The sequence below is a fragment of the Flaviaestuariibacter amylovorans genome, from assembly GCF_039541815.1.
Lineage (GTDB): Bacteria > Bacteroidota > Bacteroidia > Chitinophagales > Chitinophagaceae > Flavisolibacter > Flavisolibacter amylovorans.
Genome location: NZ_BAABGY010000008.1, coordinates 26,907 through 51,131 on the forward strand (window position 1 = coordinate 26,907; position 24,225 = coordinate 51,131).

General features: G+C 59.7%; 21 protein-coding genes. 9 read left to right on the plus strand and 12 right to left on the minus strand.

The window, feature by feature from the left end:
* Positions 1–11: 11 nt before the first annotated feature.
* The 3 genes from ABD937_RS13820 to ABD937_RS13830 all read right to left on the minus strand — a co-directional run bounded on the left by ABD937_RS13820 (position 12) and on the right by ABD937_RS13830 (position 4,125).
* A complete protein-coding gene (locus tag ABD937_RS13820) occupies positions 12–1,697 on the minus strand; it encodes a pyruvate dehydrogenase complex dihydrolipoamide acetyltransferase (protein ID WP_345256342.1) in 1,686 nt (561 codons plus the stop codon).
* 212 nt (positions 1,698–1,909) lie between these two features.
* On the minus strand, positions 1,910–2,620 hold the full coding sequence (gene rsmG, locus ABD937_RS13825; RefSeq protein WP_345256343.1) for a 16S rRNA (guanine(527)-N(7))-methyltransferase RsmG: 711 nt from the start codon (positions 2,618–2,620) through the stop codon (positions 1,910–1,912).
* A gap of 386 nt (positions 2,621–3,006) precedes the next feature.
* Positions 3,007–4,125: a glycosyltransferase gene (locus tag ABD937_RS13830; protein WP_345256344.1), complete on the minus strand. Its 1,119-nt coding sequence runs from the start codon at positions 4,123–4,125 to the stop codon at positions 3,007–3,009.
* Positions 4,126–4,239: 114 nt separating this feature from the next.
* Here ABD937_RS13830 and ABD937_RS13835 point away from each other — a divergent pair, with 114 nt between their 5' ends.
* Together ABD937_RS13835 and tgt are read left to right on the plus strand one after the other, a co-directional pair.
* Positions 4,240–4,680 (plus strand): endonuclease domain-containing protein, encoded by a 441-nt coding sequence (locus tag ABD937_RS13835; protein ID WP_345256345.1) that lies wholly within the window; start codon positions 4,240–4,242, stop codon positions 4,678–4,680.
* Positions 4,681–4,751: 71 nt separating this feature from the next.
* The gene (gene tgt, locus ABD937_RS13840) at positions 4,752–5,891 is read left to right on the plus strand and encodes a tRNA guanosine(34) transglycosylase Tgt (protein WP_345256346.1); all 1,140 of its coding nucleotides are present in this window, start codon (positions 4,752–4,754) and stop codon (positions 5,889–5,891) included.
* Positions 5,892–5,946: 55 nt separating this feature from the next.
* Here the strand turns inward: tgt and ABD937_RS13845 are convergent, their stop codons facing one another.
* From ABD937_RS13845 to ABD937_RS13860, 4 genes are all read right to left on the minus strand, one after another.
* Positions 5,947–6,318, minus strand: coding sequence for a hypothetical protein (locus ABD937_RS13845; RefSeq protein ID WP_345256347.1), 372 nt, complete (start codon positions 6,316–6,318; stop codon positions 5,947–5,949).
* 17 nt (positions 6,319–6,335) lie between these two features.
* Entirely contained in the window at positions 6,336–6,914 is a 579-nt protein-coding gene (locus ABD937_RS13850) for a hypothetical protein (RefSeq protein WP_345256348.1), read from the minus strand.
* Between the two features lie 140 nt (positions 6,915–7,054).
* Complete coding sequence (locus tag ABD937_RS13855) at positions 7,055–7,741, minus strand: response regulator transcription factor (RefSeq protein WP_345256349.1); 687 nt, start codon at positions 7,739–7,741, stop codon at positions 7,055–7,057.
* Complete coding sequence (locus ABD937_RS13860; RefSeq protein ID WP_345256350.1) at positions 7,738–9,111, minus strand: sensor histidine kinase; 1,374 nt, start codon at positions 9,109–9,111, stop codon at positions 7,738–7,740. The genes ABD937_RS13855 and ABD937_RS13860 overlap by 4 nt, the downstream gene beginning before the upstream one ends.
* A gap of 351 nt (positions 9,112–9,462) precedes the next feature.
* Here ABD937_RS13860 and ABD937_RS13865 point away from each other — a divergent pair, with 351 nt between their 5' ends.
* On the plus strand, positions 9,463–11,865 hold the full coding sequence (locus ABD937_RS13865) for an outer membrane beta-barrel protein (RefSeq protein ID WP_345256351.1): 2,403 nt from the start codon (positions 9,463–9,465) through the stop codon (positions 11,863–11,865).
* 32 nt (positions 11,866–11,897) lie between these two features.
* On the opposite strand, the gene ABD937_RS13870 is transcribed toward ABD937_RS13865, so the two are convergent.
* The gene (locus tag ABD937_RS13870) at positions 11,898–12,713 is read right to left on the minus strand and encodes a hypothetical protein (protein ID WP_345256352.1); all 816 of its coding nucleotides are present in this window, start codon (positions 12,711–12,713) and stop codon (positions 11,898–11,900) included.
* A 139-nt stretch (positions 12,714–12,852) separates the two neighbouring features.
* Here ABD937_RS13870 and ABD937_RS13875 point away from each other — a divergent pair, with 139 nt between their 5' ends.
* Positions 12,853–13,284, plus strand: coding sequence for a hypothetical protein (locus tag ABD937_RS13875; RefSeq protein WP_345256353.1), 432 nt, complete (start codon positions 12,853–12,855; stop codon positions 13,282–13,284).
* 542 nt (positions 13,285–13,826) lie between these two features.
* On the opposite strand, the gene ABD937_RS13880 is transcribed toward ABD937_RS13875, so the two are convergent.
* Together ABD937_RS13880 and ABD937_RS13885 are read right to left on the minus strand one after the other, a co-directional pair.
* Positions 13,827–14,774 carry an alpha/beta hydrolase gene (locus ABD937_RS13880; RefSeq protein WP_345256354.1) on the minus strand — a complete coding sequence of 316 codons (948 nt, stop codon included), beginning with the start codon at positions 14,772–14,774 and terminating at the stop codon, positions 13,827–13,829.
* A gap of 317 nt (positions 14,775–15,091) precedes the next feature.
* A complete protein-coding gene (locus ABD937_RS13885; protein ID WP_345256355.1) occupies positions 15,092–16,291 on the minus strand; it encodes a family 1 glycosylhydrolase in 1,200 nt (399 codons plus the stop codon).
* Positions 16,292–16,581: 290 nt separating this feature from the next.
* Between ABD937_RS13885 and ABD937_RS13890 the strand changes: the two genes are divergently transcribed.
* Entirely contained in the window at positions 16,582–17,667 is a 1,086-nt protein-coding gene (locus tag ABD937_RS13890) for an LptF/LptG family permease (RefSeq protein WP_345256356.1), read from the plus strand.
* A gap of 328 nt (positions 17,668–17,995) precedes the next feature.
* On the opposite strand, the gene ABD937_RS13895 is transcribed toward ABD937_RS13890, so the two are convergent.
* Positions 17,996–20,593: an ELWxxDGT repeat protein gene (locus ABD937_RS13895; RefSeq protein WP_345256357.1), complete on the minus strand. Its 2,598-nt coding sequence runs from the start codon at positions 20,591–20,593 to the stop codon at positions 17,996–17,998.
* A 214-nt stretch (positions 20,594–20,807) separates the two neighbouring features.
* Between ABD937_RS13895 and ABD937_RS13900 the strand changes: the two genes are divergently transcribed.
* Positions 20,808–22,130 carry a citrate (Si)-synthase, eukaryotic gene (locus ABD937_RS13900; RefSeq protein ID WP_345256358.1) on the plus strand — a complete coding sequence of 441 codons (1,323 nt, stop codon included), beginning with the start codon at positions 20,808–20,810 and terminating at the stop codon, positions 22,128–22,130.
* A gap of 302 nt (positions 22,131–22,432) precedes the next feature.
* Here ABD937_RS13900 and ABD937_RS13905 read toward each other — a convergent pair whose 3' ends face one another.
* A complete protein-coding gene (locus ABD937_RS13905) occupies positions 22,433–22,771 on the minus strand; it encodes a response regulator (protein ID WP_345256359.1) in 339 nt (112 codons plus the stop codon).
* A 201-nt stretch (positions 22,772–22,972) separates the two neighbouring features.
* On the opposite strand from ABD937_RS13905, the gene ABD937_RS13910 reads away from it, so the two are divergent.
* Genes ABD937_RS13910 through ABD937_RS13920 form a run of 3 tightly spaced genes read left to right on the plus strand, consistent with a single transcriptional unit; the run spans position 22,973 to position 24,060 of the window.
* Positions 22,973–23,212, plus strand: a complete 240-nt coding sequence (locus ABD937_RS13910; protein ID WP_345256360.1) for a YtxH domain-containing protein — start codon at positions 22,973–22,975, stop codon at positions 23,210–23,212.
* A gap of 58 nt (positions 23,213–23,270) precedes the next feature.
* Complete coding sequence (locus tag ABD937_RS13915) at positions 23,271–23,624, plus strand: phage holin family protein (protein WP_345256361.1); 354 nt, start codon at positions 23,271–23,273, stop codon at positions 23,622–23,624.
* Entirely contained in the window at positions 23,617–24,060 is a 444-nt protein-coding gene (locus ABD937_RS13920) for a hypothetical protein (protein ID WP_345256362.1), read from the plus strand. The genes ABD937_RS13915 and ABD937_RS13920 overlap by 8 nt, the downstream gene beginning before the upstream one ends.
* Positions 24,061–24,225: the final 165 nt, after the last annotated feature.

Here is a 24,225-nt window from a genome sequence, read left to right on the forward strand (position 1 = left end):
CAGATCTGAGATCAGACTAGCATGGTCACCGGGTTCTCGAGGTATTTCTTGAAGGTCTGGAGGAAGCCCGCACCCACGGCGCCGTCTACGGAGCGGTGGTCGCAGGAGAGGGTCACCTTCATGACATTGCTCACGCCGAAGCCATCGCCTTTACGGACCACCACTTCCTTGATGCGGCCTACGGCCAGGATAGCGGAGTCGGGCGGGTTGATGATGGCGGTGAACTCGTCGATGTCCATCATGCCGAGGTTGGAGATGGTGAAGGTGTTGCCGGTGAATTCATTGGGCTGCAGCTTCTTGCTCTTGGCCTTGCCGGCGAGCTCCTTGGCCTCGGCCGAGATCTGGGAGAGGGTCTTCTGGTCGGCGAAGCGGATCACCGGAACGATGAGGCCGTCTTCGATGGCCACGGCCATGCCGATGTGCACGTGCTGGTAGGTACGGATGAAATCGCCCATCCAGGAGGAGTTGACGGCGGGGTGGGCGCGGAGCGCGAGGGCCACGGCCTTGATCACCATATCGTTGAAGGAGATCTTGACGGGGCTCACCTCGTTCATGGAAGCGCGGGCCTCCATGGCCTTGTCCATGTTGATCTCCATCGTGAGGTAGAAGTGCGGGGCGCTGAACTTCGACTCGCCGAGGCGCTTGGCGATCACCTTGCGCATTTGCGATACGTTGGTGTCGTTGTAGCCTTCCTGGCCGTTCGCTACGAAAGCGGGGGCCGACTTGGCTGCCGGGGCTGCGGCCTGCTGGGCAGCGGCCGGCGCGGCTTGCTGCTGCTGTTGCTGCGGCTTGAAGTTGTCGATATCGCTCTTGGTGATGCGGCCGCCGTCGCCGGAGCCGGGCACCTGGGAGAGGTCGATGCCTTTTTCCTTCGCCATGGCCTTGGCCAGGGGAGAAGCCTTTACACGGCCATCGCTATTGGTAGCCGCGGCAGCAGGAGCGGACTCGGCCTTTACTTCCGTGTTCCCTGTTCCTTGTTCCTTATTCGATTGTTCTCCGCCAGCGGCCGGAGCGCTTCCGCCTTTCGACGCCGCCACGATCGCATCCACGTCTACTTTGCCTTGCTCGCCGATGATGCAGAGCAGGTCGTTGACGGCGATCTTGGCGCCGGGCTGCGCACCCTGGTAGAGGAGCGTGCCGTTCTTATAGGATTCGAGCTCCATGGTGGCCTTGTCGGTCTCGATATCGGCCAGCACTTCGCCCTTCTTCACGGCGTCGCCCACTTTCTTGTGCCAGGAGGCGATGACGCCCTCGGTCATCGTATCGGACAGGCGGGGCATCAGCACCACTTCTTCCATTTTGGAGAGGTCCATAGAAGAACCACCACCCTGGGCAGGGGCGGGTGCAGCGGCAGGTGCCGGAGCGGCTTCGGCCTTTACTTCCGTGTTCCCTGTTCCTTGTTCCTTGTTCTGCTGTTCAGCGCCACCGCCACCGGCGGTAAGCGACGAGATATCTTCGCCCGGCGCACCAATGATGCACAGCAGGTCATCCACCTGGATCTTGCCGCCCTTGTCGGCGCCCAGCTTCAGCAGGGTGCCGTCTTTGTACGACTCGAGCTCCATAGTGGCTTTATCGGTCTCAATTTCCGCAAGGATCTCCCCTTTCTTCACCGTATCGCCCACCTTCTTATGCCAGGCGGCGATCACGCCTTCGGTCATCGTGTCGCTCAGTCGGGGCATTTTGATCACTTCAGCCATCGGTATACTTTGATTTTAGGGGCCGAAAATAACGCAAATACAGGGAATGTGCTAATGGGGTAATGGGGTAATGGGAGAATAGGATATCAGACAGTGCAGATTGCTTTTTGGGCGCGGACCCGCCTGGTCCTTATTTAGTTCATGTAAAAATCTACCTCATTCCGGGATCGGGCATTTCCCCATCACCCCATTCTCCCATCACCCCATCCGTTTTACTGCGCGTACACCACGTATTTCTCCCGGAACCATTCCTCCTCGAAGAGGCTGGAGATCTCGATCATGCGGGGACGGCCTTTGGCGCCGCTCTCGTTCAGCTCAGCGGCGAGGTCGCCGCCCTTGAGGCACACAAGGCCCGATTTGTAGACGGTTTCGCCGCCCTCTTCCTCCACGCGGAACTCGGTCTTGCGGAGCAGGGGGCGGCTCCAGCGCAGGAGGTCGCCGAGCGGCGCTACGGCGCGGGAAACGGCAAAGTCGAACTTCCGGCCCTTGATGTCCTCGGCACGGGTATGCTGGGTGGTCACATTGTCGAGGCCGACGGCCTCTTTGACGGCGTCGATGATCTTGAGTTTCTTGCCAATGGAGTCGACCAGGTGGAATTTCACGTTCGGGAAGAAGATCGCCAGGGGCACGCCGGGAAAGCCGCCGCCGGTGCCGATGTCGACGAGCTCGAGGCCGTTGCGGAAGGGAATGGTGGCCGCGATGGCGAGCGAGTGCAGGACATGCTTCTCGTACAGCGACTCGATGTCTTTCCGGGAAATGACGTTGATCTTGCTGTTCCAGTCGGTATAGAGCGCTTCGAGCGCTTGGAACTGGGAGAGCTGCTTTTCGGAGAAGTCGGAGAAATACTTGAGGAGAATGTCGGCCCCCTGTCCCCCCAAGGGGGCACTTAGGTCGGGCTGTCCTTTGTCGGTGGAGTCGGTCATACAGGAGCAAAGCTAGGGAACAATAGAACAGGGAATAAGGAACGGGGAAGGCAGAATAAGGTGAAGAAGGGATTTTTTACCGCTAAGAAGCTAAGTGGCTAAGGTATTCGCTAAGGAGAGAACGTTTTTCGTCTATTGGTTTATTGGTAAAGCGTCGTTGCAGTGCAGCCTGCCTTATCGTGCTAGCAGATCTTACATGTCGGCACATCGGTAATGGAAACCTGGAACCGTGGAAAGGGACATCCGCGCTCATCGTATCAAATCAGTAACATCCGCGTTCCTTCTCTTCCTTGGCCATCTTCTCTCAAACGCCCAAATGAACAAGAGGAGCGCTTGGCCCTATTGTTCTCTTGATTAGCACATCAGCACATTAACCCATTAGCACATTAATTCCAGGTCTTCTTCGGCTTCTTCCACACCGCCGGGGCGAAGATGAGGTAATAAAAGAAAAGCCAGAGGTCCCAGAAGAGGAACATCGGGAAGAGGTCGTCTTCGCCGAGGCGCTTCATGGCTTTGCGCCACACGAGGCCGATGGTGAGGAGCCGCAATGCGAGGGGGATGAGCGCCAGCCGCCAGTCGTATACGATCGCCGCAGCGGCGAAGAGCGGGTAAAACAGGAAGTAGGAGGTCGTATACAGCCCGAGGAGCCACTGGTGGCCGCGGCGGTAGTATTTGCCGGTGGAGTAGTGGCGGTTCTTCTGGCGCATCCAGTCCTTCCAGGTCGTTTTGGGGCGCGAGAGGGTAAAGGCATCGGGGTCGAGTACCACGGTGGTGTTGGCGGCGGAGGCTACCTTGTTGATAAAGAGGTCGTCGTCGCCGGAGGGGATGTGGTTGATGGCCGAGAAGCCCTTGTTGCGGAAGAAGAGGCCCTTGCGGTAGGCGAGGTTGCGGCCCACGCCCATATAGGGCTTACCGGCGAGGGCGTAGCCGAGGTATTGCAGCGCGGTGTGGAAGGTTTCGAAGCGGATGGCCTTGTTGAGAAAGCCCGGGAGCTTCTGGTAGGCGCCGTAGCCGAGCACCACCTCGATGCCGTCGCGGAAGGCGTCCTGCATCTTATAGATCCAGTGCTCGGAGGCGGGCACGCAGTCGGCATCGGTGAGGAGCAGCACCTCGTGCTTCGCCTCCTTGATGCCGATGGAGAGGGGGTACTTTTTGCCGGCGATCAGCTTGGCTTCCTGCTGCAGCTCCACGATGTTGAGGAAGCGGAACGTTTTCTGGAACTCCTCGAGGATATAGCGGGAGTCGTCCACCGAGTTGTCGTTGACCACCACCACCTCGTGGGTGCTGCGGTAGTCCTGCACGAGCACACCGGGCAGGTTGCGGGCGAGGTTCTCGTCCTCGTCGCGCGCGCAGATCACCACCGACACGGGGTGCTGCCGCGAGGCCTCCTTCGCGGGCGGTTTCCAGGCGCCCACGTGGCGGAAGAAGTAGCCGTAATAGAAGATTTGGATCGCCGCCACCACACAAAACGCGACGAATAGCACCAGTCCCCAACTCATAAGCATGCCGCGAAGATAAAGCCCCCTGTCCCCCCAAGGGGGCACTCAGGCCGGAATTTTCTCATTTTTTTGCGGTGTTTTCCTCTTGCAGTGCGGGTTTCAGCAGATGACTTTTGTCTTATGAAACCTGAGCATCCTGACAGATCATATAACCGGTTCGGTTATCAATGGGCAGACCCTCGGCTTTATGCGCGCTTGAAAGAACGTGCGCGCCAGCAACTGCTTTTCCCGACACCTGCCGAAACGCTTCTTTGGAATGAATTGAAAGGAGCACAATTGGAAGGGTGGCGTTTCCGGCGGCAGCATATCATCAAGGTATATATCGCCGACTTCGTTTGCCTTCCTAAAAACCTGGTGGTTGAAGTGGATGGCCTCGTTCACCAATTACCGGAAATTCAAATTAGTGACGCGGAACGCACGGTGGATCTGAATTCTTTAGGTTTCACGGTGATCCGGTTCCGAAATGAGGAAGTTGAGCAGGATCTGCCCGGCGTGCTGGCCCGGATCCGGCAAAAGCTAAAGGAGCTTCCGGGTATCGAAAAGCGCCGGATAAATGACTGAACCCCAGTCGAAAGGAATCTGCAACCTAAGTGCCCCCTTGGGGGGACAGGGGGCCTATCTTTGCGTCCTCTATGGCCGCACTCTCCTTCTTACTCCATACCACCGATCCGCACTCCGCCGCCCGCGCCGGCACCATCACCACCGATCACGGGCAGATACAGACACCCATCTTCATGCCCGTGGGCACCGTCGGTTCCGTGAAGGCGCTCTCGCAGCAGCAGCTGAAGTCGGAGGTCGACCCGCACATCATCCTGGGCAATACCTACCACCTGTACCTGCGCCCGGGCATGGACACGATGGAAGCAGCCGGCGGCCTCCACCGCTTTATGAACTGGGACCGCCCCATCCTTACCGACTCGGGCGGCTACCAGGTGTTCTCGCTCGCCGGTACCCGCAAGATCACCGAGGAAGGCGTCACCTTCCGCTCGCATATCGACGGGTCGAAACACCTGTTCAGCCCCGAGCGGGTGATGGACATCGAGCGCTCCATCGGCGCCGACATCATGATGGCCTTCGACGAGTGCCCGCCCGCGCAGAGCGAATACAAGTACGCCCTCAACTCCATGAACCTCACACACCGCTGGCTCGACCGCTGCGTGGAGCGCTTCAGCAGCACCCCGGATAAATACGGGCACACGCAAAACCTCTTCCCGATCGTGCAGGGCGCCGTTTATCATGATCTTCGTAAGGCCTCCTGTGAATACATCGCATCGAAGGGCGCGACAGGCAATGCCATTGGTGGCCTGTCGGTAGGGGAGCCCGAGCCGGTGATGTACGAGATCGCGGCCCTCTGCTGCGCCCACCTGCCCAAAGACAAGCCCCGCTACCTCATGGGGGTGGGCACGCCCTGGAACATCCTCGAGAACATCGCGCTCGGCGTGGATATGTTCGACTGCGTGATGCCCACCCGCAACGGCCGCAACGCGATGCTGTTCACCACGAAGGGCGTCATCAACATCGATAACAAAAAGTGGGAGCGCGACTTCTCGCCGATCGACGACGGGCTCGACTGCGAAACGTCGAATTACTACAGCAAAGCCTACCTCCGGCACCTGTTCAAATCGAAGGAGTACCTGAGCCTCACGATCGCTTCGGTCCAGAACCTTGCCTTTTACCTGTGGCTTGTACGCGAGGCGCGCAAGCATATCCTCGCTGGCGATTTCAAAAGCTGGAAGGACGAAATGGTGCCGGTGCTGAAAACGCGTCTTTGAGGAGTTTTTGATTTGTTGGTTGTAACTCAGGCGATGCCTCGAGCAGGCACTGGACTTACCGGACCAGGAGCAGCATGACGGTGACGATTCCCGCCACGAGCTGCAGGGCCAGCAACCGGCTATAAAAACGAAGAGGGAGGTACTCCTTGCCCAGCCCTCTCTTTAACACCCACAGGCATACAAAGAGCAACAGCGCCGGCAGCCCGATGAAGACGTTGCTATAAAACCAGCCGTAGAGCAGGAGCGCGAACAGGACCTCCAAGCCCGGATGGACCCGTTGCCACCAGGGTTCGGTAGCCGTGCACGCGAGCGCGAGCAGCGAAACCAGGGTGGCCACCCAAAGTAGCAGGCGCAGGACCCAGGCGGCGAGCCGGAGCCGCCATGCGGCCAAGGGTTTGCTGCCCGGGTTTACGGGTGATCCTTCCATGAATCGCGCGATTGATCCTATTGGACGATCCGTGTCGCCACCACCGGGTTGGCAAAGGCGTCAAGCGCCGCGATCCGCGTGCTGAGATCCTGGGCCCACGCAGCGGTGATGCCGCCGGCCTCATAGGTGTTCTCCTTGTCGAAGCGGTCGTGCTCGGCTTCCTCGGCCTTCATGGCGTCGTCGAACATCTTCCGCGCCTGCTGCATGTTGCGCGCCTTCTTGATGTCGCGCCGCAGCATGCGGGCATAGAGCTCGCAGATGTCGAAATGTCCCTGCTCGTGGGCCAGCGTTACCGAGTCGGTACGGTCGCGCATCCAGGAGGAGTTGCGCTTCATGCCGGCACGAATGTCGAACATGGTCTTGTCGGGCTGGGTGGCGAGGCTGATGTCGATGCTTTTGTTGATGGAGCCCCGGCGGTGGCTGCGCGCTCCCGTGGCGCTGGTGGTAACGGCCGTATCGGAGGCCTTGGGCGTGCCATTGAAATCGGAGAATGAAAGGCGTTGGTCGGCGCGCCAGAAAAGGCGGTCGTCGGAGGAGTTCTGCGCATGGCCGGAGAGCGCGGCGCCGAATGCGAGGGCAAACAGGAGCTTTCTCATAATCGTGGTGTTAGCAAAGGCCACCGTACTGGTAACCCGGGTTTTGCCGAAGATAGGTATTTCCGGCGGTCCGCTGCGTGGCGCGATGCCGTAGAAGTACGGCGTGGGAGGTTGCCTCGGCGGGTTGCCGCCCCGTTGCCCTACTGATACCGCTCAATGAGCTTGTACCCCAGGCCCCTGATGGTGAGGATCTCCACCGACTTGTCGGCATCCAGGTAGTTGCGCAGCCGGTTGATATACACGTTCATGGTTTTGCTGTTGAAGATATTGTCGCTGCCCCATAGCTCCGCCAGCAGCACCTGCCGGTCTACAACGGTCGATTTTGCCTCGCACAGCCGTTTCAGTAGTTCTACTTCCTTATACGAAAGCTGGTACCGGTGCGCATCATTGGCCAGTTCCTGCGTGGACGCGTTGAGGCTGAAGGTGCCCAGCTTATAGATCTGCTGTGCGGCGCCCGTAGCCTGCCCCGCCACCCGCGCGAAAGACCGGATCCGCGCGATCAGCTCCTCCATCACGAAGGGCTTCCGGATAAAGTCATTGCAGCCCAGGTCGAAGGCCTTGACGAGGTCCTCGGTAAGCGGCTTGGCCGTCAGCATGATGATCGGCACCTCTTTGTTGACGGCCCTGATCTGCCGCACGGCGCTGAACCCGTCGCTGCCGGGCATCATGATGTCGATGATGACGATCCTGGGATCCAGGGTGGTGAATAAGCGGTAGCCGTCGTCGCCGTTCGCAGCGTAGGAGACGTCGAAGCCATACAGCGAAAGGGTGTCTTTCAGGATCTGGCAAAGTTCCACCTGGTCTTCAATCAATAAAAGCGGTATCATGCGTTCCTGGGTAGGGTTATGGTAAATTCTGTTCCGGACTGCGGCTTCGAGTGCACCGTTATGGTACCCGAATGCTTCTTAATGATGCTGCTGACATAATACAAGCCGAGCCCGAAGCCCTTTACGGCGTGGGCATCGCCTTGTGGCACGCGGAAGAACTTTTCGAATATGTTCTTCAGAAACTGCGGCGGTATGCCCATGCCGTTGTCGCGTATCCGGATGACGCAGTCGCGGTCCTTCTCAGCAAGATCGATCTCAATATCCACAGCATCGTGGGAATACTTGACGGCATTGTCTATAATGTTATGAAAGGCGGTTTCGAGATGGAGCCGGTCGCCGGGTATCACGATGGGCCCCTCGCCCGTGAGGCGGAAGTGCGTGGGCTTTGCCTGCAGCACCGTGTGGCTTTGCACGAGGTCGCCGAAAAGGCGGTGCAGGTCGATCGGCTCTTTCTTCAACGTAAAGCCCGCGAGGTCCTGTACTGCAGATTCGAGGATCCGCTCCACGAATTCGTTGAGCAGGTGCAGCTGTCGCTTGCTGGTCTGGAGGTAGAAGGAGGTGCGCTCCGTAGGTGCGATGTGGTGCCCGAGTGCGTCGAGGCCCGCCGAGGCGATCGTGATCGGCGTTTTCATCTCGTGGGTGATGTTGTTGATGAAGTCCGTCTTGACCTCGTTGATCCTTTTTTGCCGCCGGATGGTCTTGTACACGAAGAGGAGGGCTCCATTGCTGATGGCCAGTATAAATACGAATGCGAGCATCGGCCAGAGCAGATCGTCCCAATAGAATGCGCGGTCGTATTTGAATTCGGCGAAGAGCAGGGAGTTGGGCGAAAAGAAGATGCGCACGGGACGGGTGGCATAGTCGTATTCCTTTCTTCGTTTGCCGCCCCAGGGATCCCGGCTTTGCGAAGCGCCGTTTCTGGCGGCAGCCACCGATAGCGTATCAAGCCGGTGCTCCGAGCGCACGTTGCCGGAATCAAGCGCCCTGCGGTACAGGCGGTCGAAGAAGGCAAGGTCCAGTGATTGGAAGCTCGACCGGTCGAGGATCGGTTCCAGGGCACTCGGCTCTACCCTCCGCGCATGGATCGGGGAGAGGGGCGCGCTTATGTCCAGATGCTGGGTGTCGCGCCGTGCCACCCGGATCTCTTTGGCGGAATACACCACAAATGCGTGCCTCGGCTTTGATGCGCTGTCCATTCCCTTCAGCTTATGGTATTGCGTGAGCGTAGAGAGCAGGGCGCTCGTGCAGGCGATGTTGAACTTTGCCTTTGTATCCGCAAAGCGCTCGACGATCAGGTAGATGCCCACCGCATTGAAAAAAAGAAAAAAGAGGAAAATGAAAAAGGTGGCAACCCGCGCAGAAGTTTTCATCCGGTGCAATTGAGTGGGGTAAGATACAGTGTATGGGAGCACATTACCAACCATTATTACACGAGCGACACCAGAAGTCGTCTCTCCATCGAGCCCTCCGATTTCCATCGTGACGCCTCACGACATCGCAGGGAGACCGTTATTTAAAGAAAGCTTCTGAAATCCTGGAAGCCAGTTCCGGTCGCTGTCTCCGCACGCCGGCCGTCCTTCAATCAGCGATCCTTTGGCCCTGCGGCAGACCACCTATCCTACATTTATTTTCATTTATCTTAATTAAGGTGGGTTAGCCATCGCTTCGCATAGCACACCCTTGTTTTGTTCTTCCGCAACACATCAAAACGCATCTCACATATGAAGAACAAAATGGTCTGCAACAAAGGGTTACTACTGGTATGTTTTCTCGCTTTTTTTCTCTGCGGCAATGCGCAGGAGTTTACCGTCAAAGGCAAGCTGGTAGACAGCGCCTCGACGAAGCCGGTCGCTTTTGCGACGGTCAATTTCCAGGAGCCCGTCAAGAAGATCTCCCGGACGGTGCTTTCGGATGCGGGCGGCTCGTATCAAAGCAGCCTGCCTCCCGGTCAGTATGTGCTGCGCATCACGCACAGCAGCTTCCGGAAGAAGGGCCGGCCCTTCAAAGTGGAAGGCAAGGAGGTAGACCTCGGCACGACGCCGCTGGTGCCCTTGGTGAAGAGCCTGGCCGAGGTCACCGTTACGGCGCGGAAGCCGCTGGTGGAGCAGCAGGCCGACCGGTTGATCTATAACGTGGAAGAAGATCCGGCCGCACAATCGGAGTCGGCCAGCGACCTCCTGCGGAAGACACCCTATGTGAACGTGGACGGCGACGGCACGATCCAGGTGAACGGGCAGGCGAATTTCCGGGTGTTGCTTGATGGGCGGGAGACTGCCCTGTTCTCCCAGAATGTAAAGGAGGCGCTGAAGGCCTTCCCGGGCGCCAGCATCGCACGCATCGAGGTCATCACGTCGCCTTCGGCCAAGTACGATGCGGAAGGCGTGGGCGGCATCATCAACATCATCACCAAAAAGAAGCTTGCCGGCTACAGCGGTACGGTGAACGCCAGCAGGAACGCCATCGGCCACCGGTCGGCCGGGCTGAACGTGAGCCTGAAGACCGGCAAGCTGGGCGTGTCGGGCATCTACAGCCTCAACGGAAACAACAACTTCCGTACGTACATGCGTTCGGTAACAACGCCCCGTCAGCCGGTCGCCTTCAGCAGGAGGGAAGTGAACGGGCCGCGGGTGGCCGACTTTTTCTTTCACCAGGGTAACCTCGAGCTGAGCTACGACCTCGACAGTACAAATACGGTGGTGGCGTATGGCAATATGGGCCGCCACCGCAACGAGTTCGCGAACGACCAGAACATCTACACCCTGTTCGCCAACGGCAACTCCGACAGCAGCCCCTTTCCCCTGCACACAACGATGACGATGCCCACGTACGGCTTTGGAACCGACTTTATCCGCAAGTATAAAAAGAAGCCCCAGAAGGAGCTCAGCTTCCGCTTCAATGCAGTGTTCAATACCAACCGCTCGCTCACCAACAGCCAGCAGGAGTTCGGCGCGTCGGAGCGGTTCATCCAGAACGACAACGAGGCGTTCAACCGGGAGTATACGCTGCAGCTGGATTACACCGAGCCGCTGAGCAAGACGGCCCGCCTGGAAACAGGGATCAAGACGATCCTGCGCGAGGCCTATTCGGATTTCGAAAGCCAGGTGAAGTTTGATAAGGGGAGCCCCTACCAGGTAGACCCGGCCAACAGCGAGCGGTTCTCCTACGACCAGGACGTCTATGGCGGGTATGTGACCCTCAACAAGGCGATCGGTACGTTCAATGCCCGCACGGGACTGCGGGTGGAGCATACCGAGGTCCGCGGCGATTTCACCACCACGCAAACGGCGGTACGGCAGTCGTACACCAACTTCATCCCCAACGTGCTGCTCAGCAAGCAGTTCAGCAAGACCATGAACTCCAACTTCACGTATTCGCTGCGCCTCGGCCGGCCTTCGATCAACAACCTGAACCCGTTCGTGAACAACAGCGATTCGCTGTTCCGCAGCTACGGCAACCCGAACCTCGGCCCCCAGTATACCCATAGCTTCGCCTGGCAGAACCGCTTCTTCAAAGGCAAGAAGTTCCTCTCTATCCAGACGGGCTACAACTTCGCGAACAACCTCATCATCCAGAACCCGACCTTCGACGCGGCCACGGGTATCACCTCGGTCACCGGTGCCAATGCGGGGCAGCTCCGCGAGTTTACCCTCGGCTTTGTGTCGAACCTGCCGGTGGGCCCCAGGTGGAACATCGCGCTCAATGCCACCGGCCGCTTTGCCAAGGTGCGCAACCGGCTGCAGACCGCCTGGACCGGGTCTACCGCGGGCAACGTCAACGCCAACATCACCTGGAAGGCTTCGCCGCTCTTCACGATCACGTCCAACGGCGGTTATTTCATGCCCCTGCGGATGCCCAATACGACGTTCCCCGACAACTATTTCTATGGCTTCAACTTCATTCAAAAGCTGCTGAAGGAAAAGCTCACCGTTACGGCAAGCGCCACTAATTTCTTCGAGGGGGAGCGGCGGATGCGCTCCTTCACCGAAACCGCGAGCTTCTACACAGAGAATGTGAACTACGCGCCGTTCCGGAACTTCGGGCTGGCAGTGGCCTACAGCTTCGGCAAGCTGAAGGAAAACGTGTCGAAGAAGAAGGGTGTGGAGAACGACGACCAGGTGCAATAAGGATCAGACGTGCTGACCCGGCCGCAATTGGTTTACCGGCCCCTCTTTGCGAGGGGCTTTTTTCGTAGCGATACAACACCCGCTCCCCCGTGCATGGGGGCGGGTCGGGCCTTTTGGCGGAGCATTGGCTCCCCTGTTTCCCGGTGACCCTCCTGCGACGGAAAATCGAAGTTGCCCCAATGCAAATGCGCGTTGTCGGCATGTGGGCCAAGGTAGCGCAACTGGTCGCACCCGATCATAAATCGTTGCTCCGCGGTTTCTTCTACCGGAGGTGATGGCCGGTCGAGGGTGATCGTACACCGGTCGCCTTTCTCGTATCGCGTATAGATCCCGTAGTAATGAAGCGGGTCGTCCTTGTCGGGCCAGACCGTAAAGCGCTGTAACACGGGGTGGTCGGGTCCGCAGATGCAGTGGTCGGGGACGTCGAGTACCGCCCTTCCCGCGGAGTCTGTATTCACTTTTTCTTTGCTGAACGAACCCGAGCACGAGTAGCTCACCTGCGCGTTTCGTGCCGGTGCGCCGTCGCGGTAGCGGACCGGGACCTGCATTTGGCGGGATTCCGGGTCGCCCGAAGCATACATCTCCGTTACAACCTGGTATTGTCCCCGCCTGTAACGCAGGATCAGCGTGTCGCCGCGGGTAGTCCAGGCGCCCAGGTATTGGAACCAGAACCAGCAACTCGAGGATCGCATGTCGTTGAAGTAAAAGGTTCCGTCCGCCAACAGGTCTAGGGTGACGCAGTTTTCGCGCCGGCCGGCGCGTCCGGGTTGCGTATAGTCGCCGGCAGGCAGCTGCGCCTGCGCGTGCCGCGAGGAAAGGAGCAGGAGCGTGAAGAGCAGGATCCGCATGGGTTTTGGTGGGCGTTCGGCGCCGGTTCACCAACGCCGCCCCTATTGAAAAATTGTGTCGGGCTCCCGTACCGCCCTGACTTTCGCTTCCTATCTTGTAGGTGTGTCGCCCGTGCTTACCCCAAAAAGTCTCCGCAGCATGGCCCTGCATTACTGGGTCCTGGTGGTGCTGCTTGCCGGCTGGGTGGTGTACCGCGAGGGCGTGCGCGACCGCGATGCCCGTATTTCTACGACCGGCGTGGTGGCGCAGCAGCTCGTGGTGCGCGACGGGAGCGCACAGCGGCAGCGGCCCCTGTTCCGCTACGCGGTGGGCGCCGATACCTTCCATTCGGTGGCGCCCAATTCGGACCAGCCCGCAGGCGCGCGGGTGGTGCTGCTCGTGAACCCGGACTACGAATGGGACATCGAAGTGTACGACCACCGCTTCTGGATCGCCCGCGGCTTTTCGTCTTTTCCCGTGCTCCTGTTCGGCGGACTCGCCTTTACGGTGCTGCTCCTGCATGCACGCATGCTCGCGCGGCGGGAGGCGCTGCTGGAGCGGTATGGCGAGGAAGGGGATGTTGAATATTGAATAGCGAACAGGGAATATCGAGTGTCGAACAGGGAATAAGGAACAGGGAATAAGGAACACGGAATAAAGAACAGGGAACAAGAGAATATTGAATGGTGAAGTGACGTCCTGCACCGCTCTGCCGGGCAGCGTCAAGATGATCGGCAAATTATTAGAGAAGGAACGCACCCCGAAGCTTCGGGGGGTACGGATTCGATCGGAATGACGCAGATGATCGTTTACAGTCAGTTTGTTTCCGCGGTCGTAGTGCCCCTGCTGGTGAGCTCTTTTGGTACGATACGGTATACTGCTCAGAAACGACTTCTTACCAATAGGCGAATTGACCAATAGACATTCTTCCCTGCTGCGCGGATCGTACCCAGGATCCTTTCGTTGCGACGGTATCCCTGGTCGGTTTCAGATATGCAGCATCCGCGCTCATCGAATCAATCATCTACCCCGAAGCTTTGGGGCCGCGTGCTTGCTCTTTCCGCGGACGACGAAGCCTTCGCTAAAGCTTAGGTGTGCGGAGCACCCGCTCACCTGCTCACCTGCTCACCCGCTCACTTCTCTTTAATAAAGCCCACGATCGTCTCGATCACCTTCGGGGCCACGGGGAGCTTGGGGTTGCTATAGGCTTTCACATTCTCCTGCGGATCGTCGGAGGCCACCAGCTTCAGCACGTGGTTCATCTGCGGGATCAGCTCGAGGCGGGCTTTGGGCTGTGCGGCCTTCAGCGCGGTGCCGTTTTCCTCATCCACCTGCAGGTCGTTGCCGCCCTGGATGATCAGCACGGGCACGCTGAGCGCGGCGATGAGCGTGCGCGGATCGTGGCGGAACCAGGAGATCATATAAGGCTGCACGCTGGGGCGGAACAAGGACGCAAGTTGGGGGTGTACGTCGGGCACTTCCTTACCGGCCTTCAGGCTGTCGAGCACCGGGAAGACCAGGTCCTGCACTACGGGCGGCTGGTTTTCGAGCTGCTTGCGGATAATGAGGTCGGCGGGCAGGCCGGCGCCGGCGAGCGACACGTAGCCTTTTGCCGCCGGTGCGATGTTGAGGCCGATGAGTGCGCCTTCGCTGTGCCCGATCACGTAGACGCCGGAGAAGCGCGGGTCTGTCTGCAGGAGGGTCATCCAGCCGCGCGCGTCGGCGATATAGGTCTCGAAGCGCAGCTCCGACTCGGTCTTCATCGCGTCCTTGCTCGCGGCGATCCCGCGCTTGTCGAAGCGGAGCGAGGCGATGCCGTTTGCAGCGAGGCCCTGCGCCAGGTACAGCAGCGAGTTGTTCTTGCCGGCTACCATCGGCGTGTTGCCGTCGCGGTCGGTAGGGCCGGAGCCGGCGATGATCAGCGCTACGGGCACCGGGCCTTTAGCGCCTTCGGGCAGCAGCAGACTGCCGTGCAGGGTGCCGGTAGCAGTAGTCAGCGTGATGGCGGTGCCGGTGCTGTCGGCTGCCTGCGCGGCGATGCAGACGACGAGGGCCATGAGGGCGAAGAGGATCCGTTTCATGTTGGTTGCAGGTTTAGGATGCGAAGCTATCACCGGTGCCTGCCGTTAGCCAATCTGTTTGACGAGACGGGCGATTGTGGATGTAAACTATTGTTTCATAGCGTAGGCGGGTCCGTAGTCGGAGACTACGGACAACGGTGTTTCATAGTTAGGAGTATTGGTGACGCGGAGTCATTGCGAGGCAGATCGACGCCGGAGGCGTACAGCAACGTCCCGAAGCTTCGGGACGTTGTGCGCGAAATGACCGCGATGCGCAACGAACCACTGCGTTATAAGCGACCCTTACTAATAGACAAATAGACCAATATACAAATTGACTACCTGTAGATCGTCCCATACCGCTCGTCGTCGAGCACCGGGCCCCATTGCTGGATGAGGCGTTTGTAGGCTTTGCCCACCGGAAGGATGTTGCGGTCGAGGTCGAAGAGGCCCACAGGGTGTACGTGGTTCTGCTCCTCGCGCAGCGCCACGTGCCAGTCCATCTGGTGGGTGAGGCTGTACCAGGTGAAGCCGAGGATGGGCACGCCGTCCTGCTTGAGGCGGTGCAGGTTGGCCCACTGCCGCCACAGCCAGTCGTCGGAGTCGTGGGCGCGGTTCGTTTCGGTGTGCATCATGGGCAGCTTGTACCGGTTGTAATACTGGTGGGCGATGACGTAGTAGCCAAAGATGTCGCCGGCGGCCTGCCAGGTGCCATTGGGCATCACGAGGTGCTCGTTGGTGGCGTAGTAGTCGGTGCCCATCACGCAGCGGGCCTTCACCTGGTTCTGCTCGAACCAGCGGATCTCCTCGCGCGTCATGCCGTTCTCGAGCAGGTATTCGAACATCACCACGCGGATCGGGTAGCCGTAGGTAAGGTCGAGGGCCAGGAAGCGCTTCTGGTTGAGGAAGTTGGCGAGGCCCTGCACCTCGGGGCGGATGGGGTGAAAGTATTCCGACGACTCGCTCTGGATGAAGGTGGCGTTGGGCTGCACCTGCAGGATGGCGTGCATGGCGAGCACGTTGGCCTGGCAGAGGTGCTTGATCGCCGTCACGAAGGCGCGGTCGGAGGAGAGGCGCTCGTTCCACCAGCCGTACTGTGCGGAAAACATGGCGGTGATGAAGATCTCGTTCACCGGCGTATAGAGGTCGAGGTCGGGGTAGCGCTCCGCGAAGGCGCGGGCATACTCGGCAAAGTGCTTCGGGAAGTCGGGGTTCTGGAAGTTGCCGAGCCAGTCGGGCACCCCGAAATGACAGAGGTCCACGATGGGGGTGATGCCGAGTGCGCGCATCTTGGCGAGTGCCTCGTCGCTGTACGACCAGTCGTACTGCCCCGGCGCCGTGTGCGTCTTGTAGTAGGGCGGTCCCCAGCGGAGGAAGTCGATGCAGGTATCCTTGCAGAGGTGGAAGTCGAGCTCCATATTCTGGTAGTGGCGGCACTTTTCCATCTGGTCGATGCGCACGGTGCGCCCGTCGGGGCCCACGATGGTAGGGTAGGAGTTCTCGATGCCGGTGCTGAACATGAATTTATGGCCGATCATAACAATGCCTTTCGTTTGGAATCTGGTGTCGGGAGGGGAGGGCGCAACTTCCAAGCCAGAGACGAAGGGTTCAGGAGGTTTAGAAAGGTTTAGGAGGTTGGCTGACGCCGCTGACGACCGGTTTTCGGTTGGACTATGTCCGTGGTCAAACGCTGCCGCGCATCGCGCAACCTTCTAAACCCCCTAAACCTTCTAAACCTCCTAAACCTCCTAAACCTCCTAAACCTTTCTAAACCTTTCCCCGCCCAGCGGGCGTTCACCGAAAATCCGGTTACTTTGCTCCCCTACGGATGAAAAAGCTGGAGTGGTACATATTGAAGCAGCTGCTGCTGACCTTCCTGACCTGCATGCTGATCTTTACGGTCATCGCGGTGGCTGTGGATTCTTCGGAGAAGACCGACGACTTCGTGAACTCGGGACTTACCACGAGCCAGATCATCAAGCAGTATTACATCGGCTTCGTCCCGTATATCTGGGGGATGCTTTACCCGCTGTTCGTGTTCATCGCCGTCATCTACTTCACGTCCAAGATGGCGATGCGCTCCGAGATCATCGCCATCTTCGCCACCGGCACCACCTACAACCGCTGGCTGCGCATTTACCTGGTGGGCGGGCTCTTCTTCGCCGCCGTCCTGTGGGTGGCCACCGCCTTCTGGATCCCGAAGGCCAACGACCTGCGCGCCACCTTCCAGGCCCGGTATATCGACAACCCCTCGGCCGCCGAGGTGCAGCGCGGCAGCTCGGTGTACCTGCGCACCGACTCCAACACTTATATCGGCATGCGGTACTACGATACGTCGGGCAAGATGGGGAACAACTTCTTCCTGAACCGCCTCAAGGGCCGGGAGCTCGTGTTCAACCTGCGGGCCGATATGATCGCGTGGGATACGGCACAACGCAAGTGGAAGCTCACCAACGTGGTGGAACGCACCGTGGGTCCCCGCGGTGAAGTGATGCAGGAGCGGCCCGAGCAGTTCATCAACCTCAACCTGCAGCCCGCCGACCTCCGGCACGACAACTACCTCAAAGACAAGCTCACGACGCCCGACCTGGAGCGGTATATCAAGGCCGAGGAGCTGCGCGGCAACGAGGGCGTCAACACGCTCAAGGTGGAGAAGTACCGGCGCACCGCCACCTGCGTATCGGTGCTCATCATGACCCTGATCGGGGCCGTGCTGGCCGGCCGTAAAACGCGCGGCGGCTCCGGTGTGCACCTCGCGCTCGGCATCATCATCGCGGCGGTGTTCATCATGTTCGACCGCTTCTCTACGGTATTCTCCGTTAAAGGCAACCTGCATCCCTTCATCGCCGCCTGGATCCCCAACGTCATCTTTTCCTTCGTGGCCATCTACCTGTACCGCAAGGCGCCGAAGTGACCTCACCCCCGGCCCCTCTCCGGGGGAGAGGGGTGACTCTGTTGAACGGAACTCCAATAGGATGCCTTTCCAACGTTGACCAATTGTAAAAGCCCCGACATCACTGACGTCGGGGCTTTGTATGCGGAAAAAAAGAGATTGATTCAGGCAAATACAGGCATCGACGCGGTATTATCTGATGTCTTTGAATTTGTAAATGCGTCGCACAGATCCCCTGCCTGTTGTATCAGTAAACGGGCGTGCGACCCGCTTTCAAAACCGCCGCAATACGGTAGTTCACGTCACTCACCCCCGGCCCCTCTCCCCCGGAGAGGGGCCGGGGGTAAGGTCACCGTCCCAGCACCCGCCCGCTGTACAGCAGCCCGTTTTCGTCGCGGAGCACGAGGAGGTAGAACCCGGTGACCGGAGGAAGCGTCAGCGTGAGCTGCTGTTGCTGCCGGTAGCTTCCGGAGAACAATACCTGGCCGCTCATCGTCAGCAGTTGCGCCTGCACGCGGGGCAGGGGCTTCCGCAGGTCTACGTAAAGGCGGTTGCCCGACTGGCGGAGGCGGATGCCCTGCGGGTTCGCTTCCGGCGTTCCGATAGCGGTACCCACCTGTACGCCGTTGCCCGTGAATACGGAGAAGGGCGAGAAGGACGTGATGCCGCTTTCGCTGCGGGTATAGGGATCCGACCCGGTGGCGGCGCCTGCCGTGCCGAGCTGCCAGGCGCCGTTGCGGTAGTGGCCCACCTGGCTCCCCGCGCGGTTGAAGCCGGCCAGTTCCTGCGCCGCATTCCACTGCAGGCTCACCGTTACGTCGGAGCCGCCCGGGGTGCCTTCGCCCAGCATCCAGGTGCTGTTGACCACGTTGCCCACGAAGTTGCTGCCGGTGGCCGATTCGCCCGAATAGGAAGGGCTCACACCGGGCTGCACCCGGGCGCGGAAGGCGTCGGTGGTGCCGGCGTTGGTGAGCGTTGCGGGGTTGAAGTGCGTGGCCGTGCCGATCGGAAAGGTCACCGCGCCGCTGCGTCCGCTGGGGCCGAGCCCCTCCTGCACGAGCGAGCCGGTGCCGTTGGTAACGATGTACGCGGAGGGGCCTGCGCCGGTGATCGCAGAAGTGTTGCCGGTAAGCGTCAGGTTTTGATCGTTCGCCAGCACGCGGGCGCCCGGGGCAAGGTCGAGGCTGCTGCCTACCGAAAGCGGGGCATTGAGCGCCGCGATGCCGGCCACGTGGAGGCGGGCTGCGCTGAAGGCGCCGCCGATGCGCACCGTGTCGGAGCCCATACCGCGGAAGACCGTGACGCCGGCGCCGGTGCTGCTGCCCCCGGCGATGCCGCGGGCGATAAAGAGGGTGTCGGTAATAGCGGCCAGTGAAATACTGCTGCCCGCACCGAGTACCAGCTGCCCGGCATAGGCGCGGTTGGCGGATACTTCGGCAGTAAGCCCGGCGGGCAGGTAGGCGGTGTCGGTGAAGCCGGGGGGCATACCGCTGTTCCAGTTGGCGGAGTCGCGCCAGCGGCCACCGGCTATGGAGCCGTTGAAGGTCATGTCGCCGAGGTAGCGGAACAGGTGCTTGCCGGCGCTGTTGGAGGCGAAAAAGTAGAGGTAGCCGTTGAGCTCGAAGTAGCCGAAGGGGCTGCTGCTGCCGGAGCCGGGATACACGTCGAGCGCACGGGCCGTATTGGCAGCGGTGCCGTCGGAGCGCCAGGGCTCGGCATCGAAGATGGCGGCCGGCGGGCGGGCCTGCATCCAGGCGGCGCCCTTGTAGCTATACAGCTGGCCGGCCTGGCTGAGGTTGTCGATCACTTTTCTTGTTCCGGCCGCCGTTCCGTCGGAAGTGTAGAGCGTGGTGGTGTTGTCGAGCCAATAGATGCGGTTGCCCCTGGCGCTGGCACCGGCGATGGTCTGGCTCGAGAGCGCGGTGCTGTTGAGCTGGATCGTGCCGGCCGTAGTGCCGTCGGTGCGCCAGACATACTTCGAGCGCTCCGAAGGGAAGTAGAGGTAGCGGTCGTCCTGGATGAAGTTGAGGTCGGTGCGGAAGCCGCCGGAGCCCGTGAAGGCGTTGTTGCCCGCGATTGTTTCCTTCAGCAGTTGGGTGCCCGCAGGCGTGCCGTCGGTATACCAGACCTCTGCGCCGCTGTTGCCGTCGTTGGCCCAGAAATACATTTTGCCGCGGTACAGGCCCGCCGAGAATTCCGCAATGGATTGCGCGGTGGTGTTGATACGGGTAAGGATCTCCGTGCCGCCTGCGGTGCCGTCGGTCTTCCAAAGCTGGTAGGAGGCGGCAGTGCCGTCGGTAGCGAAGAAGCAAACCACGCTGCCCACCTTGCAGAAGCCGCTCGGGTTGCTGTTGGCCGTGCCGGGGTTGACGTCTTTGACCATCGCGGTGCCGGATGCGGTGCCGTCGGATTTCCAGAGCTCGTTGCCCGATGCCGCGTCGAAGCCGCCGAAATAGATCGTGTTGCCGCTGATGCTGTAGTTCACCGAAGACAGCGCATCGCTGTAATAGGTGCCCGTCTGCAGCGTGGAGCCCGTGGCCGGGAAGGCTTTGAGGAGGACGGTGCCGGCGGCCGTGCCGTCGGTACGCCACAAGCGGCGTTCGTAATTCACGACCAGGGGAGGAAAGGAGACGATCGTGGACTTCATCGTGGTCACGTACACGAAGTCCTGTGCGGGATAGACCCCGTCCACGCCGCCCACATCGCCGAGGTCCTTCACCACGACGGTACCTGCGGCCGTGCCGTCTGTAACGGCAAGGATCGCCTGGGTCGACGAGCCCTTTCCGGCGTAGAAGACCTTGCCGTTCCACGGGCGTTGCTTATTGACCAGCGCATCGGACTCGGGCTCGAGCGTCGTGCTGGAAACGCTTTTTATCAACACGGGGTTTTGGGCGGAGGCGGGCAGGGCTGAGGCAAGTGAGAGAGCGAGCAGGTAGCAAAAGCGCATCGGCTATGGTTTAAGCGGCCAAAGCTACCGGCCGCGGACACCCGGAAAAATACCGTTGGGGCGGTATATCCCGGCCCTGCCTGCTTGCCCTTCACTGCTGATACATCCCGATTCACGATTGACGCTTCACGATTCACGATATTCTTCGGCCATCCCCTAACTTTAGGGCGCTTAATCAAAACCCTCTCCTCACATATAAGAAAATAGCTACCAAATGGGTATCATCAAAGACAGGTTCAAGGAAAAGGCAGATGCCGTAGGCGGCGAGATCAAGGATCTTATCAAGGAACACGGCACCAAGGTCATCGGCGAGGTGCAGCTGGCGCAGGTCTTCCAGGGCATGCGCGGCATCACCGGCCTCGTTACGGAAACATCGCTCCTCGACGCACAGGACGGTATCCGCTTCCGCGGCTACTCGATCCCCGAGCTCCAGGAAAAGCTGCCCAAGTACGAAGGCGGCTCCGAGCCCCTGCCCGAAGGCCTGTTCTACCTCATGCTGGTAGGGGAGCTGCCTACCGAGGAAGACGTGCAGCACCTCACCGCCACCTGGCAGCGCCGCAGCCATGTGCCGAACCACGTATTCGCCACCATCGAGGCCCTGCCCGCCACCACCCACCCCATGACGCAGTTCGTGGTGGGCGTGATGGCCCTGCAGACCGAAAGCCAGTTTGCGAAGCGCTATGCCGCCGGTATGAGCAAGAAGGACTACTGGGAAGCCGTGTTCGACGACTCCATGGACCTCATCGCCCGCCTGCCCCGCATCGCGGCTTATATCTACCGCCGCAAGTACAAGAACGGCGACCACATCCAGCCCAACGGCCTGCTCGACTGGTCGGGCAACTTCGCCCACATGATGGGCTACAGCGACGATTCCTTCAAGGAGCTGATGCGCCTGTACATGACCATCCATGCCGACCACGAAGGCGGCAACGTATCGGCCCACACCACGCACCTCGTAGGCTCTGCCCTGTCGGATCCCTACCTGAGCTATGCCGCCGGCATGAACGGCCTCGCCGGCCCGCTGCACGGCCTCGCCAACCAGGAAGTGATCAAGTGGATCTTCGAGATGCGCGAGGAGCTGAATACGGAAGCACCTACGGGCGAGCAGATCGCCGAGTACGTGAAGAAGACCCTCGCTGCCGGCAAGGTGGTGCCGGGCTACGGCCACGCCGTGCTCCGCAAGACCGACCCGCGCTTTACCGCCCAGATGGAGTTCGGCAAGAAGCACATGCCCAACGACCCGCTGGTGCAAACGGTCTGGAACATCTATGAAACGGTGCCCCCGATCCTGCAGAGCCTCGGCAAGATCAAGAACCCCTGGCCCAACGTGGACGCCCATTCCGGCGCCCTGCTGGTGCACTACGGCATGGTGGAGTACGAGTTCTATACGGTGCTCTTTGCCGTGAGCCGTTCCCTCGGCGTGCTGGCCTCCCTCTGCTGGGACCGCGCCCTCAACTTCCCGCTCGAGCGCCCGAAGTCGGTGACCACCGACCTGGTGAAGAAGTGGCTGAAGGGAGAAGACGAGGTATGGGAATAGGCCCCCTGTCCCGGCCCCCTGTCCCCCGAAGGGGGAACTTAGGTGGACTATTCATTTATTACTCTGACTTGTCTCAAAGTTGTTTATACGAAAGCCCCGACTCCGTCGGGGCTTTCTACTTTAAATGCGCAATGCTCAATTCTCGAAGGGACGTTACTAGAAATTGAATGTTGAACATTGGATATTGAGCATTATACAGACAGGCCGCAGCGAAGCTGCGGCCTGTGTCAATTTTATAAAAAGTGATTGCTATCGTAAGAAAAATATCGACCTAAGTTCCCCCTTTGGGGGACAGGGGGGCTTTAAAAAAAGTTGTCGAGTGCCTTCAGTGAGATCGGCTTTTCCCAGATCGTGAGCTTCGCCGAGTCCAGGTCCGGGGGGATGGTGGGGCGGAAGGCCGAGATGAGGTGATAGTGAATGGCGGGGTGCTTCCGGTAGAAGTCGGGAAGCTTGTCCCACCCGAGGCCGTCGGGCAGGTTGTAGTCGATGAACAAATAGTCGGGCGTGATCTCCTCGAGACGATGGACGCCGTCGGCCAGGGTATGCGCGATGTGTACCTCGTAGTTCTTCCTAAGGAAGTAAGATTTCATCAGCAGGCATAAATCCACCTCGTCATCAATGATCAACACCTTCTTCCTCATTACCATATGCTTAGATCCATTCGTTTAATGTCTATAATTTTTATACCAATCTAGCTGAAAATTAAAGATTTCCGGCTCCCGAACATCCGATCGCCTTATTTTTTTCGGGCTTTCGGTCCGTTTGCACTTGTGGAAGTGCTGGTACGATTATTTAAACCGGACAGTGAGCACCGTATTCGTCACTTTTTAAATAACCAACGTATGACTTCGAAATCCAAAATGGTCCTCGGCCTGATCGGCGCCGCCGCTGCCGGGGTGGCACTCGGCCTCCTGCTCGCTCCCGAGAAGGGCACCGACCTGCGCGAGCGTATCGGCAAAACGGCCGGTGGCTGGGGCGACCAGCTGACCGATCTCTTCGCGAATGCGAAGGGCGAATTGCAGAACCTTACCCGCAAGGGCAGCAAGACCGCCTCGGACGCTGCCGATCAATTCAACAGCTAAACATCCGTAGGAACAGGCGCACCGCGCCTGTTCCTTTCTTTATAAACGCCGACAGCTTATGGAAGCCCTCAAAGAAGATATCAAGACGAAAGCGGGATCGCTCACGCAGAGTGTCAGCGATTACCTGGACACCTATTACAAGCTGGCGTTAGTGACGCTCACGCAAAAGGCCACCAACGTGACCGCCGGACTCGTGGCCGGCCTGTCGGCCTTTTTCCTGCTGATCTTTACCCTGTTCTTTCTCGGCATGGGCCTCGCCTGGTGGATCGGAAGCCTGATCAATAGCACGGCCGGAGGTTTCTTTATCGTGGGCGGATTCTTCGTGCTCCTCATCGTGCTGATCGTGGTCCTGCGCAAGAAGATCGTATTCCCCATCCTGAAAAAAGCCATCCTCAAAAAGATCTATGAGTAAGAAAATTGCGAGCTACGACGAGCTGCTCGAGGAGAAGGCCCGCCTCCAGGAACTCCTGGGCCTGCAGAAGCAAGCCATCAATGCCTCCCTGGGATCCCTCCAGGAAGGCGTCCGCCCCGTTACCAACGGCGTGCTGGTGATGACCCGCGTGCTCGCCCGCATCGGCCGGCGCAACCGCCCCACCTCGCCGCTCCTCAACGTGGGCCTCGACATCGGGGTCGACATGGTGCTGCGCCGCTGGATCCTCCGCAAGGCCGGCTGGTTCTCCCGCACCTTCGTGCCGCTTGCCGCCTCCACGCTGCTCGCCCGCTACCTCAATAGCGAGAAGGAAACGGAGCTGGTCAAGAAGCTCAAGAAGTTTTTCAGCAAGCAGGCTGAGCCCGACGGCGCGCCGCCCGACATGGCCACGACGGAGCCCGACGAAAGCAACCGCTGACGCCGCTTCCTGCAACCGCATACAGACCGCCCGGCACCCGCCGCGCGGTCTTTTTTATGTACCCGTTTCCCATTGCCGATTCCCGCTCACGCGCTCACTTGCTCACCCGCTCACTTGCTCACTTGCTCACGCGCTCACCCGCCTGGTACCCTTTTTTCTCTGCTC

Coding starts and splice junctions, on each gene's coding strand:
- ABD937_RS13820 (WP_345256342.1), bottom strand. CDS start 1,697: ATGGCTGAAGTGATCAAAATGCCCCGACTGAGCGACACGATGACCGAA.
- rsmG (WP_345256343.1), bottom strand. CDS start 2,620: ATGACCGACTCCACCGACAAAGGACAGCCCGACCTAAGTGCCCCCTTG.
- ABD937_RS13830 (WP_345256344.1), bottom strand. CDS start 4,125: ATGCTTATGAGTTGGGGACTGGTGCTATTCGTCGCGTTTTGTGTGGTG.
- ABD937_RS13835 (WP_345256345.1), top strand. CDS start 4,240: ATGAAACCTGAGCATCCTGACAGATCATATAACCGGTTCGGTTATCAA.
- tgt (WP_345256346.1), top strand. CDS start 4,752: ATGGCCGCACTCTCCTTCTTACTCCATACCACCGATCCGCACTCCGCC.
- ABD937_RS13845 (WP_345256347.1), bottom strand. CDS start 6,318: ATGGAAGGATCACCCGTAAACCCGGGCAGCAAACCCTTGGCCGCATGG.
- ABD937_RS13850 (WP_345256348.1), bottom strand. CDS start 6,914: ATGAGAAAGCTCCTGTTTGCCCTCGCATTCGGCGCCGCGCTCTCCGGC.
- ABD937_RS13855 (WP_345256349.1), bottom strand. CDS start 7,741: ATGATACCGCTTTTATTGATTGAAGACCAGGTGGAACTTTGCCAGATC.
- ABD937_RS13860 (WP_345256350.1), bottom strand. CDS start 9,111: ATGAAAACTTCTGCGCGGGTTGCCACCTTTTTCATTTTCCTCTTTTTT.
- ABD937_RS13865 (WP_345256351.1), top strand. CDS start 9,463: ATGAAGAACAAAATGGTCTGCAACAAAGGGTTACTACTGGTATGTTTT.
- ABD937_RS13870 (WP_345256352.1), bottom strand. CDS start 12,713: ATGCGGATCCTGCTCTTCACGCTCCTGCTCCTTTCCTCGCGGCACGCG.
- ABD937_RS13875 (WP_345256353.1), top strand. CDS start 12,853: ATGGCCCTGCATTACTGGGTCCTGGTGGTGCTGCTTGCCGGCTGGGTG.
- ABD937_RS13880 (WP_345256354.1), bottom strand. CDS start 14,774: ATGAAACGGATCCTCTTCGCCCTCATGGCCCTCGTCGTCTGCATCGCC.
- ABD937_RS13885 (WP_345256355.1), bottom strand. CDS start 16,291: ATGATCGGCCATAAATTCATGTTCAGCACCGGCATCGAGAACTCCTAC.
- ABD937_RS13890 (WP_345256356.1), top strand. CDS start 16,582: ATGAAAAAGCTGGAGTGGTACATATTGAAGCAGCTGCTGCTGACCTTC.
- ABD937_RS13895 (WP_345256357.1), bottom strand. CDS start 20,593: ATGCGCTTTTGCTACCTGCTCGCTCTCTCACTTGCCTCAGCCCTGCCC.
- ABD937_RS13900 (WP_345256358.1), top strand. CDS start 20,808: ATGGGTATCATCAAAGACAGGTTCAAGGAAAAGGCAGATGCCGTAGGC.
- ABD937_RS13905 (WP_345256359.1), bottom strand. CDS start 22,771: ATGAGGAAGAAGGTGTTGATCATTGATGACGAGGTGGATTTATGCCTG.
- ABD937_RS13910 (WP_345256360.1), top strand. CDS start 22,973: ATGACTTCGAAATCCAAAATGGTCCTCGGCCTGATCGGCGCCGCCGCT.
- ABD937_RS13915 (WP_345256361.1), top strand. CDS start 23,271: ATGGAAGCCCTCAAAGAAGATATCAAGACGAAAGCGGGATCGCTCACG.
- ABD937_RS13920 (WP_345256362.1), top strand. CDS start 23,617: ATGAGTAAGAAAATTGCGAGCTACGACGAGCTGCTCGAGGAGAAGGCC.